General features: G+C 46.2%; 14 protein-coding genes. 6 read left to right on the top strand and 8 right to left on the bottom strand.

What is annotated here, in order from left to right; all coding sequences use genetic code 11:
- Positions 1-18: 18 nt before the first annotated feature.
- The 3 genes from SPI9445_RS27540 to SPI9445_RS0110965 all read left to right on the top strand — a co-directional run bounded on the left by SPI9445_RS27540 (position 19) and on the right by SPI9445_RS0110965 (position 5,442).
- Positions 19-3,804, top strand: coding sequence for a PAS domain S-box protein (locus SPI9445_RS27540; RefSeq protein ID WP_017304794.1), 3,786 nt, complete (start codon positions 19-21; stop codon positions 3,802-3,804).
- A gap of 155 nt (positions 3,805-3,959) precedes the next feature.
- A complete protein-coding gene (locus tag SPI9445_RS0110970; protein ID WP_017304793.1) occupies positions 3,960-4,457 on the top strand; it encodes a response regulator in 498 nt (165 codons plus the stop codon).
- Positions 4,458-4,605: 148 nt separating this feature from the next.
- On the top strand, positions 4,606-5,442 hold the full coding sequence (locus tag SPI9445_RS0110965) for a PAS domain-containing response regulator (RefSeq protein WP_083883521.1): 837 nt from the start codon (positions 4,606-4,608) through the stop codon (positions 5,440-5,442).
- Between the two features lie 11 nt (positions 5,443-5,453).
- Here SPI9445_RS0110965 and SPI9445_RS0110960 read toward each other — a convergent pair whose 3' ends face one another.
- Both SPI9445_RS0110960 and SPI9445_RS0110955 read right to left on the bottom strand, forming a co-directional pair.
- On the bottom strand, positions 5,454-5,720 hold the full coding sequence (locus SPI9445_RS0110960; protein ID WP_017304791.1) for a SemiSWEET transporter: 267 nt from the start codon (positions 5,718-5,720) through the stop codon (positions 5,454-5,456).
- Between the two features lie 31 nt (positions 5,721-5,751).
- Positions 5,752-6,528, bottom strand: a complete 777-nt coding sequence (locus SPI9445_RS0110955) for a MinD/ParA family ATP-binding protein (protein ID WP_017304790.1) — start codon at positions 6,526-6,528, stop codon at positions 5,752-5,754.
- 295 nt (positions 6,529-6,823) lie between these two features.
- Between SPI9445_RS0110955 and SPI9445_RS25185 the strand changes: the two genes are divergently transcribed.
- Together SPI9445_RS25185 and SPI9445_RS0110945 are read left to right on the top strand one after the other, a co-directional pair.
- Positions 6,824-7,903 (top strand): DUF4335 domain-containing protein, encoded by a 1,080-nt coding sequence (locus SPI9445_RS25185; protein ID WP_033373992.1) that lies wholly within the window; start codon positions 6,824-6,826, stop codon positions 7,901-7,903.
- Positions 7,903-8,226, top strand: coding sequence for a hypothetical protein (locus SPI9445_RS0110945; protein WP_026079700.1), 324 nt, complete (start codon positions 7,903-7,905; stop codon positions 8,224-8,226). The genes SPI9445_RS25185 and SPI9445_RS0110945 overlap by 1 nt, the downstream gene beginning before the upstream one ends.
- Positions 8,227-8,264: 38 nt before the next feature.
- On the opposite strand, the gene SPI9445_RS0110940 is transcribed toward SPI9445_RS0110945, so the two are convergent.
- Positions 8,265-9,074 (bottom strand): E3 ubiquitin ligase family protein, encoded by an 810-nt coding sequence (locus SPI9445_RS0110940; protein WP_017304789.1) that lies wholly within the window; start codon positions 9,072-9,074, stop codon positions 8,265-8,267.
- A 355-nt stretch (positions 9,075-9,429) separates the two neighbouring features.
- Between SPI9445_RS0110940 and SPI9445_RS0110935 the strand changes: the two genes are divergently transcribed.
- Positions 9,430-10,983, top strand: a complete 1,554-nt coding sequence (locus SPI9445_RS0110935; protein WP_017304788.1) for a ferredoxin--nitrite reductase — start codon at positions 9,430-9,432, stop codon at positions 10,981-10,983.
- 44 nt (positions 10,984-11,027) lie between these two features.
- On the opposite strand, the gene SPI9445_RS0110930 is transcribed toward SPI9445_RS0110935, so the two are convergent.
- The 5 genes from SPI9445_RS0110930 to SPI9445_RS0110910 all read right to left on the bottom strand — a co-directional run bounded on the left by SPI9445_RS0110930 (position 11,028) and on the right by SPI9445_RS0110910 (position 15,651).
- On the bottom strand, positions 11,028-11,813 hold the full coding sequence (locus SPI9445_RS0110930; protein ID WP_017304787.1) for a Uma2 family endonuclease: 786 nt from the start codon (positions 11,811-11,813) through the stop codon (positions 11,028-11,030).
- A gap of 84 nt (positions 11,814-11,897) precedes the next feature.
- On the bottom strand, positions 11,898-12,620 hold the full coding sequence (locus SPI9445_RS0110925; RefSeq protein ID WP_017304786.1) for a Uma2 family endonuclease: 723 nt from the start codon (positions 12,618-12,620) through the stop codon (positions 11,898-11,900).
- A gap of 84 nt (positions 12,621-12,704) precedes the next feature.
- A complete protein-coding gene (locus tag SPI9445_RS0110920; RefSeq protein WP_017304785.1) occupies positions 12,705-13,448 on the bottom strand; it encodes a Uma2 family endonuclease in 744 nt (247 codons plus the stop codon).
- A gap of 173 nt (positions 13,449-13,621) precedes the next feature.
- Positions 13,622-14,281 (bottom strand): HAD family hydrolase, encoded by a 660-nt coding sequence (locus tag SPI9445_RS0110915; RefSeq protein ID WP_017304784.1) that lies wholly within the window; start codon positions 14,279-14,281, stop codon positions 13,622-13,624.
- 167 nt (positions 14,282-14,448) lie between these two features.
- Positions 14,449-15,651, bottom strand: coding sequence for a DUF4336 domain-containing protein (locus SPI9445_RS0110910; protein ID WP_017304783.1), 1,203 nt, complete (start codon positions 15,649-15,651; stop codon positions 14,449-14,451).
- Positions 15,652-15,683 lie beyond the last annotated feature (32 nt).

The following is a 15,683-nucleotide window of genomic DNA, read 5'->3' as shown; positions in this document are numbered from 1 at the left end:
CGGCCCCCTTAATTCCCCATGTTTAACTCTGATGTAGCACTTCTGGGATACGCTGAAATAGACTGGATTGAAGTTTCCCCGAATGCCGTCTTATTGGATGTATTACAACAGATGACGCAACGGCAGAAAAGTTATGTTTTAGTGATGGCACAGAAACGCTGTGTGGGGATTTTCACGGAACGGGATGTGGTGAGTTTAGCCGCATTACAACAGGATTTTAGGCAGGTGGCGATCGCATCCGTCATGACACCCAATCCTGTAATGCTTTATGCTAGCCAAGTTTGCCACATTTTTGAAGTCTTGTTAGCCCTGAAAAAATATCAGATTCGTCATCTTCCCCTGTTAGGAGAGGAGGAGCAACTCCTTGGGGTTTTTACCCATGATAGCTTATGCCGTAACCTTCAATTAACAGATATTCCAACCCAACCCACCACCTCCATTGAAAAAGCCTATAGAAAACTAGCGGCTCATGTGAGTAATTCTCCCCTAGCTGTTATAGAATGGGATGAGAAAATGCGGGTGATGAGTTGGTCAAAACGAGCCGAGGAAATTTTTGGCTGGACTGAGGAAGAAGTATTCGGAAAAGCACTTGATGAATGGCTTTTTGTTTATCCAGAAGACTGGGAAAAAGTCCAAAACACAGTAGATTCCATTAAAGATCCCCATAAAGCTCAAAATATATGTCACAATCGCAATTATACAAAAACGGGGAATATTGTTTTTTGTGAGTGGTATAATTCCAGTTTGTTTAACGAAGACGGAAGCCTAGTTTCTTTAATGTCTTTGGCGTTAGATGTAACCAATCGCATTGAGGCAGAAACAGCGTTGCGTCAGAGTGAATCTAGACTGAAAGCCATTGTAGAACAAGCGGGAGTCGGGATTGCTTATACTATCCCATCAGGGGAGTTTTTGTTAGTGAATCAATATCTCTGTAACTTGTTGGGATATTCAGAAGATGAGTTAATGAATTTAAGTTTTTATGATGTTACCCATCCTGATGATTTGCCCAGAGATTTTGAATATATTCAAAAAGCAATCGAAGAAGACTTAGAGAGTGTTTCTTGGGAGAAGCGTTATATTAGCAAAAGTGGACAAGCTCATTGGGTAGAAATTACTGTTTCTGTGGTACGAGATAGTCAAGGTGGATTAGAATCTGGCATTGGCATTGTCCAAGATATCCAAAATCGGAAAATGACAGAACAGCAGATTCAATCTCGCCTGAAAGCAGAACAAGTGCTAGCCCAAATTTCCCAGTATTTAGCGACTCATAACCCTTATGATTTTAATAGAGTATTAGTAAAAATAGCGGGAGTGATTCGGGTGAATCGAGTCTATCTTTATACAATTTTGGGAGATGAAAATTCACATTTTTTAGGTCAAACACTTTATCCGGTAAGTCCTTTAAGTTATTCTTTTCAAAGGACTTATGAATGGCATGATGAGGAGACATTTTCCTTACAAGAAAAATTCAAGCTTTTAAATCTTGTGCCGTTTCAGTGGTGGTTACGGCAGTTATTGCAACACAAACGAGTAGTGTTGGAACATCCCGAAGATTTACCCCCCCAAGCCCATTGGGAGAAGGTTTTATTAACTGTGCAAGGAACTTGTAGTGTCCTAGAAATTGGCATTTTTACCCCAAAAGGGGAGTTGTGGGGGGTGTTGGGATTGTCTACGATGGGGGAATGGCGGAAGGTGTGGTTAGAAGAAGATATTCAACTGTTGTCCATTGTGGGGGAAATGATTTATGCTTACGCCGACCGACAACAGACCTATGAGGCATTACAGTTAAGTGAGGAACGGTATTCAATCGCCACCCAAAGCGCCAATATTGGAGTCTGGGATACAAACCTCAAAAACCGCGAAATCTATTATTCCCCAGACTTTATCGCGTCTTTGGGCTACTCCGTGAGGGAGATTGGCACATCTTGTGAAAGAATACAACAACTGATTCACCCCGAAGATCGGGAGAAGGTGATTCAACACAGCATTCAGTACCTACGAGGAGAACAAAAAACCTATGATATTGAGTATCGCCTCCTCTGTAAAAGTCAAGCGGTGCGCTGGGTGTTGAGTCGCGCTAAGGCCATCCGAGATGACCAAGGAATCCCCTATCGTTTGGTGGGAACCTCCATTGATATTACTTCCCTAAAATCGGCAACGGAACAGTTGTCCTATCGACTAAAATTAGAAACTGCCCTCACCCAAATTTCCCAACAATTGGTCAAATTAGAACCCTTCTCTGCCTTGGAAGAAGACCGTTCTCGCTGGCATTTTGACTTAGAACCCATTTTGCTCTGTTTAGGGCGTGCTATGGGCATTCAACGGGCTTATCTGGTGCGTTTTGACTCCCATAGCCATCAAGGGAGTTGGGTGGCGGAATGGTGTGAAGCGGGGTTAAATCATTTGCAGGATGATCTGCAAAATATAGATACAAGGGCGATGGATTGGTGGATGTTGCAACTTCGGGCGAATCGTGCGATCGCTCTTTCCCAACTTGATGAGCTACCTCCGAGCGCCCACACCGAAGAACAGTTTTTGCGGGAGTTACAATTTAACTCCATCTTAGAGATTCCCATGTTGGATTCTAGCGGTCAACTGTGGGGAGCTATTGGTTTAGCCACGACAGTACCCCACATTAAAAACTGGTTAGAACTAGATCAAAAACTCTTGCGCATTATTGGGGAGTTGATTTATAACCACTACAGTAGACGGGAAGCGGAACTGAAACTCCAAGCCTCAGAAGCTCTCTATGCGGGGATTTTTAACCATTCTGCCGAGGTCATTTGGTTAGTTCAAGTGTTACCCGAGGAGCAATTTGTTTATGAAACGATTAATCCCTGTTATGAGGAACAAATTGGTGTTACGCGGGAGGAGATCATCGGCAAAAGTCCCTATGAGGTCTATTCCTTACCCATTGCCCAACATTTAACCCAATCCTATCAAGCTTGTGTGGAGGCCGGAGAAACCCTTTCTTATGAGGAAACCCTTGCTTTCCCCATTGGAACACGCACTTGGCGCACCTTATTAGTTCCCATTCGCAACAGTCAGGGGCAAATCCACAGAATCCTAGGCAGTGCGCGGGATATTACCGAAGATATTCGCCAAAAAGAGGAACTAGCTCGTTCCAATGCGGAGTTAGAACAGTTTGCCTATGTGGCCTCCCATGATTTACAAGCGCCTTTAGGGATTATTAACAGTTATGCCCAATTGTTACAACAACTAAAGGGAGAACAACTTGATGAACAGTCTAATCGTTATCTAGAGCGAATTGTGCGGGGTTGTGAACGGATGCAGACGATGATTAATGATCTGCTGCAATATTCCCGAGTGCAACGGAAACCGAAAGAGTTTCAAGCTTGTGAATTAGGGGAAATTATCCAAGATGCGATCGCCAACTTAGAACTAGACATCAGCCAAAGCCGAGCCAGTCTTAGGATTAGCGAATTACCGACGGTACAAGGCGATCGCTCCCAACTCCTCCAACTCCTGCAAAACCTCCTCAGCAACGCCATTAAATACCGAGGAAATCATCCCCCAGAAATCCAAGTTTCCGCCCAATTCCTAGAGAATCACTGGCAAATCGCCATTCAAGACAACGGCATTGGCATCCCCCCCAAACATCAAGCGCGCATCTTCCAAATCTTCCAACGCTTACACACCGCCAATGAATACCCCGGCTCCGGCATTGGACTAGCCATCTGTGAGAAAATCGTCCAACGTCATGGCGGCAAAATTTGGGTAAAATCTCAAGAGAAGCAAGGCTCAACCTTTTACTTGACCTTTCCTCCCTTAGACCCCATGTAAACTTGTAAATTCCCCTCACCTGTGAATGCCATAATCTTAACCCGGTCTAACGTTAACCGAATGAATTCTGCTCAGAAAATATAGCAACATAATCCGATGAAAACATTATTTTTTTGTTACAATAAATCACTAGACTTCAAACAGAGGATCGGACAGTGAACCTTTCTGCTCAGAACTTTACCCTCCTAATGGTCAATGATGACGAGGATACTTGTATTTTGACCCAACAGGTCGTTCAAATGTTAACCCACGAAGAAACCCGCTTTCATCTAAATTTCCGTTGTGTCGAAACAGGTTTACAATTAGTGGAGTACCTTGAGCCTATCACCCCCCATAAGCAACCGACTGACTATCCTCAACCCGATTTGATCTTATTAGATTTGAATATGCCCCAAATGGATGGCATCGAAACCTTAACCTGGCTAAAACAAAACGCCCAATTCAGCAAAATTCCGGTTGTCATGTTCTCCTCCTCCGATCATCCTGACGAGATTCAAAAATGCTATGAGTTAGGAGCTAATTGCTATATTAGAAGACCCGTGACCCTTGAATCATTGATCAGAATACTTCAATCCCTTTTGCATTACTGGTTTAATATTGTCCAACTGCCATCCTATGGCAGCCCAAACCTTTACCCGATGGATTGCCCTTAAGTTTAGGGAAACGGCTGTGTTCTCATGGTTTAAAACTTTTAGCTTAGGCATTCTTTCTTCTTCCTAGAGATTCGATTCAATATTCAATTATCTGTCACTCTTCTTTAACTCATCCTGTTAATTCAGAATTTTTAGAATTCATCGCCCTATGATGACTTATTTTCCCCTTGAACCCTCCCGTCCTCCTATCCAGATGGAAGATACTGCCCTAAAGATTCTCCTAGTAGAGGATAATACTGACGATGCAGAACTAATTGAGGAATTAATTAATGTTGGGAGTCAACAGTATCACTTAAGCATCCCCCTGCGAATCGTACCCTCCTTAAATCGGGCATTAAATGAACTCAAGACCATGAGTTTTGACCTGATTTTATTAGACTTGTCCTTACCCGATAGTAATGGGTTAGAAACCTTTAGTGAAATTTTTAACCAAGTGCATAATCTTCCCGTCATTGTTCTGACAGCCTACAACGACAGTGATTTAGCCATCCAAGCCATTCAAGCGGGGGCGCAGGATTATTTAATTAAGGGGAAAACAGGCAGTCAGACCTTAATTCGTGCGATATTTTATGCCATTGAACGGCAACGGTTACAGGATAACTTGAGAGAAAGTGAGGCAAAATATCGCTCAGTTGTTGATAATTTAAAAGGCGTTATTTTTCAAACAGATTTACAGGGAACATTAATCTTTTTAAGTCAGGCTTGGACACGCCTAACTACCCAACCCGTAAAAGAAGCCTTAAACCGTCCGTTAGTGACCTTAATTCATCCTCAAGATCAACGGTTACATCTAACACAATGTGAGGCCTTAATTGCCGGAAATATTCCAGAAGTGAGTTATTTAGTGCGTTATTTTCGAGGCAATAAAGACATGGGTTTATTTGAGGTAACAGCGCGTCCGACCTTAGATCAGCAGGGTAGAATCATAGGGATTACGGGGGTACTAGAAGACGTTACCACGAACCGACCGTTTGCCTATGAGTGACGAGGGATGATTCAGTGCTGATTGTATTTGAGTTTCAGACCCAGAACCATCCCAGCTAGGATCAACGTTGCCACATTAGTTACAATGACCGGAAGATCCTCCACCGCCACCCCGTAGATAATCCACAACAGTACCCCGAGGCAAAAGGTGAGGAACATTCCGAGGGAGATATCTTTCGCGGACTTACTTTTCCAAGTTTTCAGGACTTGGGGTAAAAAGGAAATAGTCGTTAAGGCTCCGGCCAGCAGACCCACAGCCGTCATGGGGTTTTCTAACATAGGAGTAGATACCAAAGAACAAGAGAAGGAGTTAGAGCATAATTTGTTTTGCGATCGCCTGAATCGTCTGTGTCACCTCATGATCAGGATAATTCACCACAAACACCCCATTACTCGCCAACATCATCACATCATCAGAATGGGGCAAAATCCCCGCCACTGGGACTTCATAAGCGCTTTCCACCTTTTGCCTTAACTGCTCAAAATCAAACAACGTCGGGGCTTTATTCACCATCATCAACATTTTAGGCACTTCCAAGCGCCGCGCCACATCCACCGTCACCGCCGTTCCTTGAAAATCTTGCTGATCCGGTCGTAAAATCAACAGCAAGACATCAGAAATCGTAATAGAAAGCAACGTTTCCTCATTCAGCCCCGGATGGGTGTCAATCAGCAAATAATCCAGGCTTAAATCTTCCATCAAGTCCTGAAAACCGTCGTTGAGTAGTCCCACATCATAGCCTTCCCGCAGGACTCGGGCAATATCCCCAGCCTTAATACTCGACGGCACTAAAAAAACCTTTCCCCCCTTGTCCTCTTGACCTTTTAACACATGGGTCATCTCATGGGCAGCCGCCGAAAGTTTACAGCGTCCCCAGAGATAATCATTCAGACAGGGACTGAGATTTTCCTCCCCATAGCCGAATAAAACATGAATCCCGGGGGATTGGATATCCGTGTCCACAATAGCAACACGATGGCCATAACTGGCAATGGTCACCGCTAAATTGGCCGTAGAATTCGATTTTCCGGTTCCTCCACGATAGGAGTGAATAGAGACAACTTTAGGACGCTTCGATTTAGTCATGGTCGGGTACTGACTCTCTGGAGTGCTTCTGAAAGCATTGTACGCGATCGCCTATCGCCTCCTCTAGTGTCTCACCACTTCCCCCCCAGAAATGAATCACGGGTGACGGTTTCCTCTTAGGGGAGTTTCTCTTCTCAAGCAACCGGGGAACAGACCGCCTTCCTCTCCCAGTCTTAGGGAATATTGCCGTTATAATAGAATCTTTCAGAACCGACCTATTCCCTATTCCCTCCAACCCAGAACCCAGAGGGGAATTACTCTATAGAATGAATTCCTAATCATTGATTCTTGATTTATGTTGCCCCTAAACCAAATTAAACGACGCTATGCTCCCCCCACCTGCACCCTAGAAATTTGGGCGACTCGCTCCCCCCTGTCCAAATTTCAGAAACGACCCATCGTTAAAAACCTACAATTTCAACTGCGCTTTGATGACCCTCGACAGATGCAAGACGAGCAAATCATCTTAAAAGGCGATCGCCAACAACTCGAACTCCTCTGTGATACCGTCACCACCTACATTCAAAACCTCCTCCTCGCTGCCCCCGTTCCTGCCGCCCTGAGAGCCACCCCCTCCAGTCCCTCACCCACCCCCCTTAACCCTAGTCAACTGCCCTTCCTACGTCCCCAAGGGCTATTACAGCACGAATTATTCCTCGGTACCCTCCTGAATCCCTCCACCTCCGTCCCCCTCTCCACCACCCAACTCTTCGACCTCGGCACCGTATTAGACCAATACCGAGCCGAAATCGATCTACTCCCCCGCCTCTCCTCCTCATCCTCCACCATCGTCCCCGCCTGGGCCAAAACCGCCGCCTTCCTCATCATTGCCTCCGGCGTAACCACCACCCTCTACCTCAACCACCAAGCCGAACAACAACGACAGACCTCCATCTCCATCCCAGACCTACAAGACCTCAACCGCCCTCCTATCGGCGTACAAACCCTACCCAGCCTTCCCGATGCTCCCCCAGCCCCCACCCCCAGCCTCCCCCCAGACCTCGCCCAACGGCAACGACTCACCCCACCTCCCCCAGTAAACCCCAGCGACGTTCCCCTCAACATCCCGCCCACCATGCCCGGCCGTTCCCCAAGCACCGCCCGGCAAACCGCCCCCGCCCCCCAACCCACTCCCGAACCCGAAACCGCCCTCGCCCCCAGCGACCCACTCCCCCCCATCCCCCCACCCCTTGACCAACCCACACCTCCCCCAACTCGTCCCCCCCTAATTCTCGACTCACCCACCACCCCGCCCACCATTCCCGCCCTACGCGGGCAAAGCGCCCCCCCACCCGAACCCGCCCCACCCCCCGAGGAGTGCGCGGAGCGTCCCCCCAAATCGCAACAGCCATTCAAGAAAACCTTGAGCGCGTGATGCGCGGTGAATATTGGAGTTCCTCCAGCTACACCTACCCCCAAATCGGCGAAGTCCAGGCCTACTTTGCCAACCGTTGGCAACCCCCCGAAACCCTCAACCAACCCGTCGAATATCACATCTGGATCGACGGAGATGGGTCCCTCAAGCGGTTTCGTCCCATGAACAACCAAGCCCAAGAAGTCTTAGCTCAAACCGGAATGCCCTCGTTAGGCAGTTCCTTTGTCTCCCCCGTCGCCGACAACCGCACCTTACAGCTACGGGTCATTTTCAGCACCAACGGTACCGTGAGAACCGACTTAGTGACATCCTCGGGACGCTAACCCTAAAGGTACAACGCGGGCTTTCCAGCCTCAGTCAATTAAACTCCTGTGACCAGCCCAATAATAATTAAAATAACCCCTAAAATTGGACAAAGGGTAGACCAGAGAATAGTATTAGAAAGTTCTTTTTCTTGGTCTTGAAGCACTTCATCCTGTGATTTGTGGGAAATTAAAAAGGGTTGTTTTTTATCTCCCGGACGTTTAACCACTAACTCATTATCTTGATCTCGCAATTCCCCAAAGATTGAAATATCAATATCGATCGGTAAAATTTCTTCGTTATACTGATAACCTAGCGTTTTATAATCTGAATCAAACCGAGTCGGTAAATTCAGAGAAACCCCTCCCCAAGAAACAGAAAGTCCTTGATTAGTCGCAGGTTCAAAACGATTTACCACTTGAATGGCATCAATTTTAGCTTCATTGGGATTAATTTTAATTTTCCCCGTCTCATCTTCTAACAAAAAATTGATCTGGCTTTCATTTTGGTTAATAGTTCTCGTCTTCGTTCTCCTGACTTTTCGCCGCTTCCCTTCACTATCCGCTTCCCATTCCACTGTTTCATATTTTTCTGTAATCGAAGCCTTATAGTAAACACAAGGACGTTGGGATAATTGAGCCATTAAAGGGTTTTTACAGCGCAGTTGACCCCGTAATTTAACCAGTTCACAAAAAGCTCCCGGTTGACCTAATTCTTGGGTAATACTTTGTTGCATCTCTTGCAATTCAGCAATCTTTGAAGAATCGGTTAACTTAAGGCTTAACAAATGATTGCTTAAGGTTTTGCGACGAAAAAAGCCAAAAATACCAACGCCAATGAGAACCAAGCCAATAATACTTAAAATCATGGGTTAAGAGGGAATCTAATGCGAGTTCATCGTTTCAGGATGAGGAGGGAATCTCAATAACCAGTGCATCAGTACAGCCTTGGGTAGGAGTCGCACTACTCACCCTTAGTTATAGTCTAGACTTCATCGCTTATTTCGGGAATTCCGCCATCTCCCCTAGCCTAGAATCCGGTGCGCTAATTCTATGCAGCAAAAGCATTGATCTGATGCAAAAAATACAAATATTGCTAAAAAATGTAACAGGAGATACGAATTAACCTGTTTTTTTCTCCTAATCTACAGAAATCAATGGTCATAAATATCGAGTTAAATCGAACCGTTAACTCTTGTGGAAAAAGTAAAAAGGGAAAACTTTATGAATACAGCAATACAAACAGAAATCAAACTCAATAAAATAGAAAAGGCGAAGCTAGAAAAAGATGGTTTAGCGATTAAAGATGAGTTAGAACATTTTGCTAAAATTGGCTGGGAAGCACTGGATAAAACGGATTTAGAAGTGCGTTTAAAATGGTTAGGTATTTTCTTCCGTCCCGTGACACCGGGTAAATTTATGTTGCGTTTACGGATTCCTAATGGTGTGCTAAATAGCCCACAGATGAGGGTTTTGGCAGAAATCATCCAACGTTACGGCGAGGATGGCAGTGGGGATATTACAACGCGGCAAAATATCCAGTTACGCGGGGTTAGATTAGAAGATATTCCTGATATTTTTCGGAAGTTAGAACAGGTTGGGTTAACCAGTATTCAATCCGGCATGGATAATGTGCGCAACTTAACAGGTTCTCCAGTCGCGGGTTTAGATGCCGAGGAGCTAATTGATACTAGAGAATTATTGCAAAAATTGCAAGATGTCATCACGAATAACGGTCAAGGAAATTATACCTTTAGTAATCTTCCTCGAAAGTTTAATATTGCCATTGAGGGGGGACGAGATAACTCGATTCACGCAGAAATTAATGATGTTGCCTTCATTCCCGCTTATCGGGAGGGACAGTTAGGGTTTAATGTGTTGTTGGGAGGGTATTTATCGGCCCAACGCTGTGCTGAGGCCATTCCGATGGGGGTGTGGGTGCCGGCCAATGATGAGGTGATTGACCTGAGTTGTGCCATTTTAAAGGTTTATACGGAAAATGGAGCCGCAGAGGGATTGCGACAAACTCGGCAAAAAGCGCGTCTGATGTGGTTGCTGGATAAATGGGGGATGGAGAAGTTTCGCGCTGAGGTAGCGAAGGTTTTGGGACGAGAATTATTCCCAGCGGCCCCAGAGGATGAAATTACCCAAGAGAAGAAGGATTATTTAGGGGTTCATGCTCAAAAACAGCCCGGTTATTATTATGTAGGATTGCACGTTCCGGTGGGTCGTTTATCTGCCGATAAAATGTTTGAAATAGCGCGTCTGGCCCAGGTGTATGGTAATGGTGAAATCCGTTTGACGGTGGAACAAAATGTGATTTTACCCTTTGTGGCCGAGGGGAATGTTGAAGCGTTGCTGTCGGAACCGTTGCTGGAGGAGTTTACAGTGAGTCCGGATCCTTTGGTGCGATCGCTTGTTTCTTGTACCGGAAACCATTACTGTAATTTTGCCCTCATTGAAACCAAAGCACGAGGGTTAAAATTTGCCCAACAGTTAGATCAGGAATTGAATATTCCCCAACGGGTGCGCATTCATTGGACAGGGTGTCCTAATTCCTGTGGACAGCCTCAAGTAGGGGATATTGGTTTATTAGGAACTAAAGTCCGTAAGGATGGGAAAACAGTAGAAGGGGTGGATATTTACACCGGAGGCAAGGTCGGCAAGGATGCTAAACTCGGCAATTTATTCCGCAAAGGGGTTCCTTGTGATGAGTTGCCGGAGGTGTTGCGGGAGATTTTAGTTGACCAGTTTGGGGCAACGGAAAAGAGCGACTGAAAATGGGGGTTTAGGGAAAAGTGCAGAATGGCAAACTCCAGAATTTAGCTTTCAGGGTCAATCCCTAAAGCTCTCAGTTTGGCAGCTAATCGTTCGGCACGTTGGCGTTCCTGTTCAGCTTGTTGCTGTTCCAATTCCGCCCTTTGGTTAGCTTGTTCGGCTCGTTGACGTTCCTGTTCGGCCCTCTGGTCAGCTTGTTCGGCTCGTTGGCGTTCCTGTTCGGCTCGTTGGCGTTCCAGTTCGGCTCTTTGCCGTTCCTGTTCGGCTCGTTGTTCCAACTCCAAAAAGCTTAGGAAGGGTCGCCCATCGGGACGATACAGTTCCAAAGTCGTCCCACTTAAAACAAAACGAATCCCTAAACGGGGACTTGTCCAGTTCTGGATTTCTTCTATTGGCCGCAATCCTTCTGCTGTACGGTATAGTCCATGTAAATCATTGCGGTTCGGGTTGTAAATATAATATTCTTCTACCCCGTAGTCGTCGTAAAATTGCTGCTTTTTGCCCATTTCAGCTAAACGATTGCCGGGGGAGAGGATTTCAAAGACGACTTGAGGGGAAATATTATCCTCTTCCCATTGTTTATAAGACCCTCGCTCTCCTTTAGGGCGACCAAATGCTACTAAAGCATCAGGAGCGACTCGGATTTCTGGGCGGCCTTCCACAGGATACCAGAGTAAATCTCCGGCTACGAAAACATCAGGCTGGTCAGCAAAAAGCAGTTCTAGGTTTTCTTTAATCAGTACAATCCAGCGAAATTGTAAGGTATTGTCTGCCATGGGCTGACCGTCACTATCAGGATAGAAAATCTCACAATCCAAGGAAATGGTCATAGAAATCCTCTCCTCTGGGTGAGGGGCGAATCGTCTTTTTTAGTTTAGCAAACCTTTAGGACAAGAATACTTATTTTCTAGGGTTTAGTTTTCCGGATCAATGCCTAATGCTCTCAGTTGTGCGGCTAATCGCTCGGCTCGTTGACGTTCTTGTTCCGCCCTCTGGTCAGCTTGTTCGGCTCGTTGTCGTTCCTGTTCGGCCCGTTGCCGTTCCTGTTCGGCCCGTTGACGCTCCTGTTCAGCCCGTTGTTCCAACTCCAAAAAGCTTAGGAAGGGTCGCCCATCGGGACGATACAGTTCCAAAGTCGTCCCACTTAAAACAAAACGAATCCCTAAACGGGGACTTGTCCAGTTCTGGATTTCTTCTATTGGCCGCAATCCTTCTGCTGTACGGTATAGTCCATGTAAATCATTGCGGTTCGGGTTGTAAATATAATATTCTTCTACCCCGTAGTCGTCGTAAAATTGCTGCTTTTTGCCCATTTCAGCTAAACGATTGCCGGGGGAGAGGATTTCAAAGACGACTTGAGGGGCAATATTATCCTCTTCCCATTGTTTATAAGACCCTCGCTCTCCTTTAGGGCGACCAAATGCTACTAAAGCATCAGGAGCGACTCGGATTTCTGGGCGGCCTTCCACAGGATACCAGAGTAAATCTCCGGCTACGAAAACATCAGGCTGGTCAGCAAAAAGCAGTTCTAGGTTTTCTTTAATCAGTACAATCCAGCGAAATTGTAAGGTATTGTCTGCCATGGGCTGACCATCACTATCAGGATAGAAAATCTCACAATCCAAGGAAATGGTCATATCAATTATCTCCTCTGGGTGAGGGGTGAATCGTCTTTTTTAGTTTAGCAAATCTTTAGGACAAGAATACTTATTTTCTAGGGTTTAGTTTTCCGGGTCAATGCCTAATGCTCTCAGTTGTGCGGCTAATCGCTCGGCTCTTCGGTCAGCTTGTTCGGCTCTTTGCCGTTCCAATTCCGCCCTCTGGTCAGCTTGTTCGGCTCTTTGCCGTTCCTGTTCGGCTCGTTGGCGTTCCAGTTCAGCCCGCTGCCGTTCCTGTTCGGCTCGTTGTTCCAACTCCAAAAAGCTTAGGAAGGGTCGCCCATCGGGACGATACAGTTCCAAAGTCGTCCCACTTAAAACAAAACGAATCCCTAAACGGGGACTTGTCCAGTTCTGGATTTCTTCTATTGGCCGCAATCCTTCTGCTGTACGGTATAGTCCATGTAAATCATTGCGGTTCGGGTTGTAAATATAATATTCTTCTACCCCGTAGTCGTCGTAAAATTGCTGCTTTTTGCCCATTTCAGCTAAACGATTGCCGGGGGAGAGGATTTCAAAGACGACTTGAGGGGCAATATTATCCTCTTCCCATTGTTTATAAGACCCTCGCTCTCCTTTAGGGCGACCAAATGCTACTAAAGCATCAGGAGCGACTCGGATTTCTGGGTGTCCTTCCACAGGATACCAGAGTAAATCTCCGGCTACGAAAACATCAGGCTGGTCAGCAAAAAGCAGTTCTAGGTTTTCTTTAATCAGTACAATCCAGCGAAATTGTAAGGTATTGTCTGCCATGGGCTGACCGTCACTATCAGGATAAAAAATCTCACAATCCAAGGAAATGGTCATAGAAATCCTCTCCTCTGGGTGAGGGGCGAATCGTCTTTTTTAGTTTAGCAAGTCTTCTATCTCTCTGGAAGATTTTAACGAATCTTCGCCATCACAGCCAACGAGAGAATCAGGTTTTGAAGCTGATCTGACAAAAGAGAGATAGTTGAAAGTAAAACAACCTAATCTCTCCGTTAAACTGGAGTAAACAGTGCTAATGTTTCCCATAGTTTAGCCTCTGTAAAATCCTCAATCACCTGTTTAGCTCCTGCTTGTAAGAGGGACTCCACGGGATGGGTGGAAGCAATGCCAATAGTATATAATCCTGCCCCCACAGCAGAACGAATTCCAGAAGGAGAATCTTCAAACACTAACACTCCTTCGGATTCTATTTCTAAGCGGGAAAGGGCTAATTGATAAAGGGCGGGATCAGGTTTTCCTTTAGGGGCATCGTTGGCAACAATGACCACGGGAAACCGTTCCCAGAGGTCTAAGGTTTTGAGCATAAATTCCGCGTTCTCACGGGGCGCATTGGTGACGACTCCCTGTTTGAGTTGTTGCTCATCTGCCCATTCTAAAATCTGGTTTAAACCATTAATAGGGTTTAGTTTGTCGCCCATTTGACGAAAAAGCCGTTCTTTCTCTTCTGCGACCTTTCTCGCTTCTTCTAGGGGCAAATGGGAGAGAATATCCTGTACTATATCATCGTTATGTTTGCCGGAAATCACCTGATCATAGGTGGGTCGATCCATTTCGATTCCGAAGGGTTTTAAGGCGGTGATCCATGTATCAAAATGGAGGGAGTCTGTGTTAACTAATGTTCCGTCTAGGTCAAATAAAATGGCGTTGAGCATGGTTGAGTTTAAGGGAACAGGGAACAGGGAACAGGGAATCGGGAGTCGGGAATCGGGAGTAATGTCATTGCGAGGTACGAAGCAATAATCGTCAGGAGTCGGGAGATTGCCTCTCCCCTGCCCCCCTGCTCCCCCTCTCCCCCTCTCCTGTTCCCCGTTCCCTATTCCTATACTTTTGGGGGGGGAGTAATGCCGCGCTGGGCTAAACCTTGATCCAAACGACGCATAAAGGCCATGTCTGCATCGGGGAGTCCTGAATGTCCTTGTAAAAAGTTGAAGGCTTGGCGAAATTCCCAAGGAGTGGTTATGATGGGGGCGGCCAGATGACAGGGTATAATCTGGTCAAAGGACCAACGGGCGATTTGATCCGCCCAGTTTAACACGGCTTCAGGCGCACGGTTGAGGATTAGGGTTTGTAAAATGGGGGCAACGCGCAACTGTCCACCTCCCTGTAATTGATTAAAGGACTCTTGCCAGTTGGGTTTCCAGCGAAAGGGGAATAGCCCGAAATAGGCTTTTTTACTGCGTTCTGGGGCTTTTGTGGCTTCACGGAAGACGGACGACCAAGGGGCTACTTCTAGGACACTAGGTTGAAAATAAAAGGCAAATAGACTAATTCTTTGCCATCCTTTGCGACGGTTTTGGGGGGTATCTTGGATGGGATCAAAGGCGCTGTCTCGGGCGTGGAAAAGAAGGGGGTAGGGATTGAGTTGTAGAATTTCGGGGGGATCTTGGGGGATGGATACAAGGGAGTCGGTGACTAGGAGGGTGCGCGATCGCCGATCCAAAAATACCACCTCAGAAAAACGCCCTGGCCCTAGTTCAATGGTATCCAAGATGGCATAATCAAATTGTCCGGCAAAAGGGGCTTCTCGGCTATCTTGGGGTAGAATGTGAGTCCGTCGAGGAGGCAATCCCAACCAACTTAAGGGCAAATTGACCGGGAAACTCCACTGATTGGGAGCAACATAAATCTGTGCTGTGGGAAAATGTCGCGCAAAAGGCGCAACAAAAACTTTATGTTCAATCCCCGAAATGGTCGGCATAATGATATACTTCACCGACCCATATTGTGCCTCTAATTGTCCCACGCCTTGCAAACATTCCCGCGTCGGAGCCACGGGTGCATAAACTAAAAGTCCTCCCTCCTCCAATCTCACCACCGTCATACGAATCGGCACCACGACATAAAAAATCCCTTGGAGTTGCTCAAAAATCCAAACCTCCCCCTTGACAACTTCTCGGAATAGGGTTTTTCGTTGTCCGTAGGGATAAATTGGCACCAGAAACCAAAAAGGCCAAGCGATATCTTGGGTCTGTAACGCTTGTGGATGGGGGTTAGTATAGGAAGGGTTTGGGCTATCCTGCACTGTTCAACTTCTCTCACAGATGACATGATCTT

This window comes from Spirulina subsalsa PCC 9445 (genome assembly GCF_000314005.1).
Taxonomy (GTDB): domain Bacteria; phylum Cyanobacteriota; class Cyanobacteriia; order Cyanobacteriales; family Spirulinaceae; genus Spirulina_A; species Spirulina_A subsalsa.
The sequence above is the reverse complement of the archived record's forward strand: the minus strand, read 5'-3'. Positions and strand labels throughout refer to the sequence as shown.

Excerpts from the sequence above, each read along its gene's own strand:
- SPI9445_RS27540 (WP_017304794.1), top strand. The coding sequence starts at position 19 with ATGTTTAACTCTGATGTAGCACTTCTGGGATACGCTGAAATAGACTGG.
- SPI9445_RS0110965 (WP_083883521.1), top strand. The coding sequence starts at position 4,606 with ATGATGACTTATTTTCCCCTTGAACCCTCCCGTCCTCCTATCCAGATG.
- SPI9445_RS0110960 (WP_017304791.1), bottom strand. The coding sequence starts at position 5,720 with ATGTTAGAAAACCCCATGACGGCTGTGGGTCTGCTGGCCGGAGCCTTA.
- SPI9445_RS0110955 (WP_017304790.1), bottom strand. The coding sequence starts at position 6,528 with ATGACTAAATCGAAGCGTCCTAAAGTTGTCTCTATTCACTCCTATCGT.
- SPI9445_RS25185 (WP_033373992.1), top strand. The coding sequence starts at position 6,824 with ATGTTGCCCCTAAACCAAATTAAACGACGCTATGCTCCCCCCACCTGC.
- SPI9445_RS0110945 (WP_026079700.1), top strand. The coding sequence starts at position 7,903 with ATGCGCGGTGAATATTGGAGTTCCTCCAGCTACACCTACCCCCAAATC.
- SPI9445_RS0110940 (WP_017304789.1), bottom strand. The coding sequence starts at position 9,074 with ATGATTTTAAGTATTATTGGCTTGGTTCTCATTGGCGTTGGTATTTTT.
- SPI9445_RS0110935 (WP_017304788.1), top strand. The coding sequence starts at position 9,430 with ATGAATACAGCAATACAAACAGAAATCAAACTCAATAAAATAGAAAAG.
- SPI9445_RS0110930 (WP_017304787.1), bottom strand. The coding sequence starts at position 11,813 with ATGACCATTTCCTTGGATTGTGAGATTTTCTATCCTGATAGTGACGGT.
- SPI9445_RS0110925 (WP_017304786.1), bottom strand. The coding sequence starts at position 12,620 with ATGACCATTTCCTTGGATTGTGAGATTTTCTATCCTGATAGTGATGGT.
- SPI9445_RS0110920 (WP_017304785.1), bottom strand. The coding sequence starts at position 13,448 with ATGACCATTTCCTTGGATTGTGAGATTTTTTATCCTGATAGTGACGGT.
- SPI9445_RS0110915 (WP_017304784.1), bottom strand. The coding sequence starts at position 14,281 with ATGCTCAACGCCATTTTATTTGACCTAGACGGAACATTAGTTAACACA.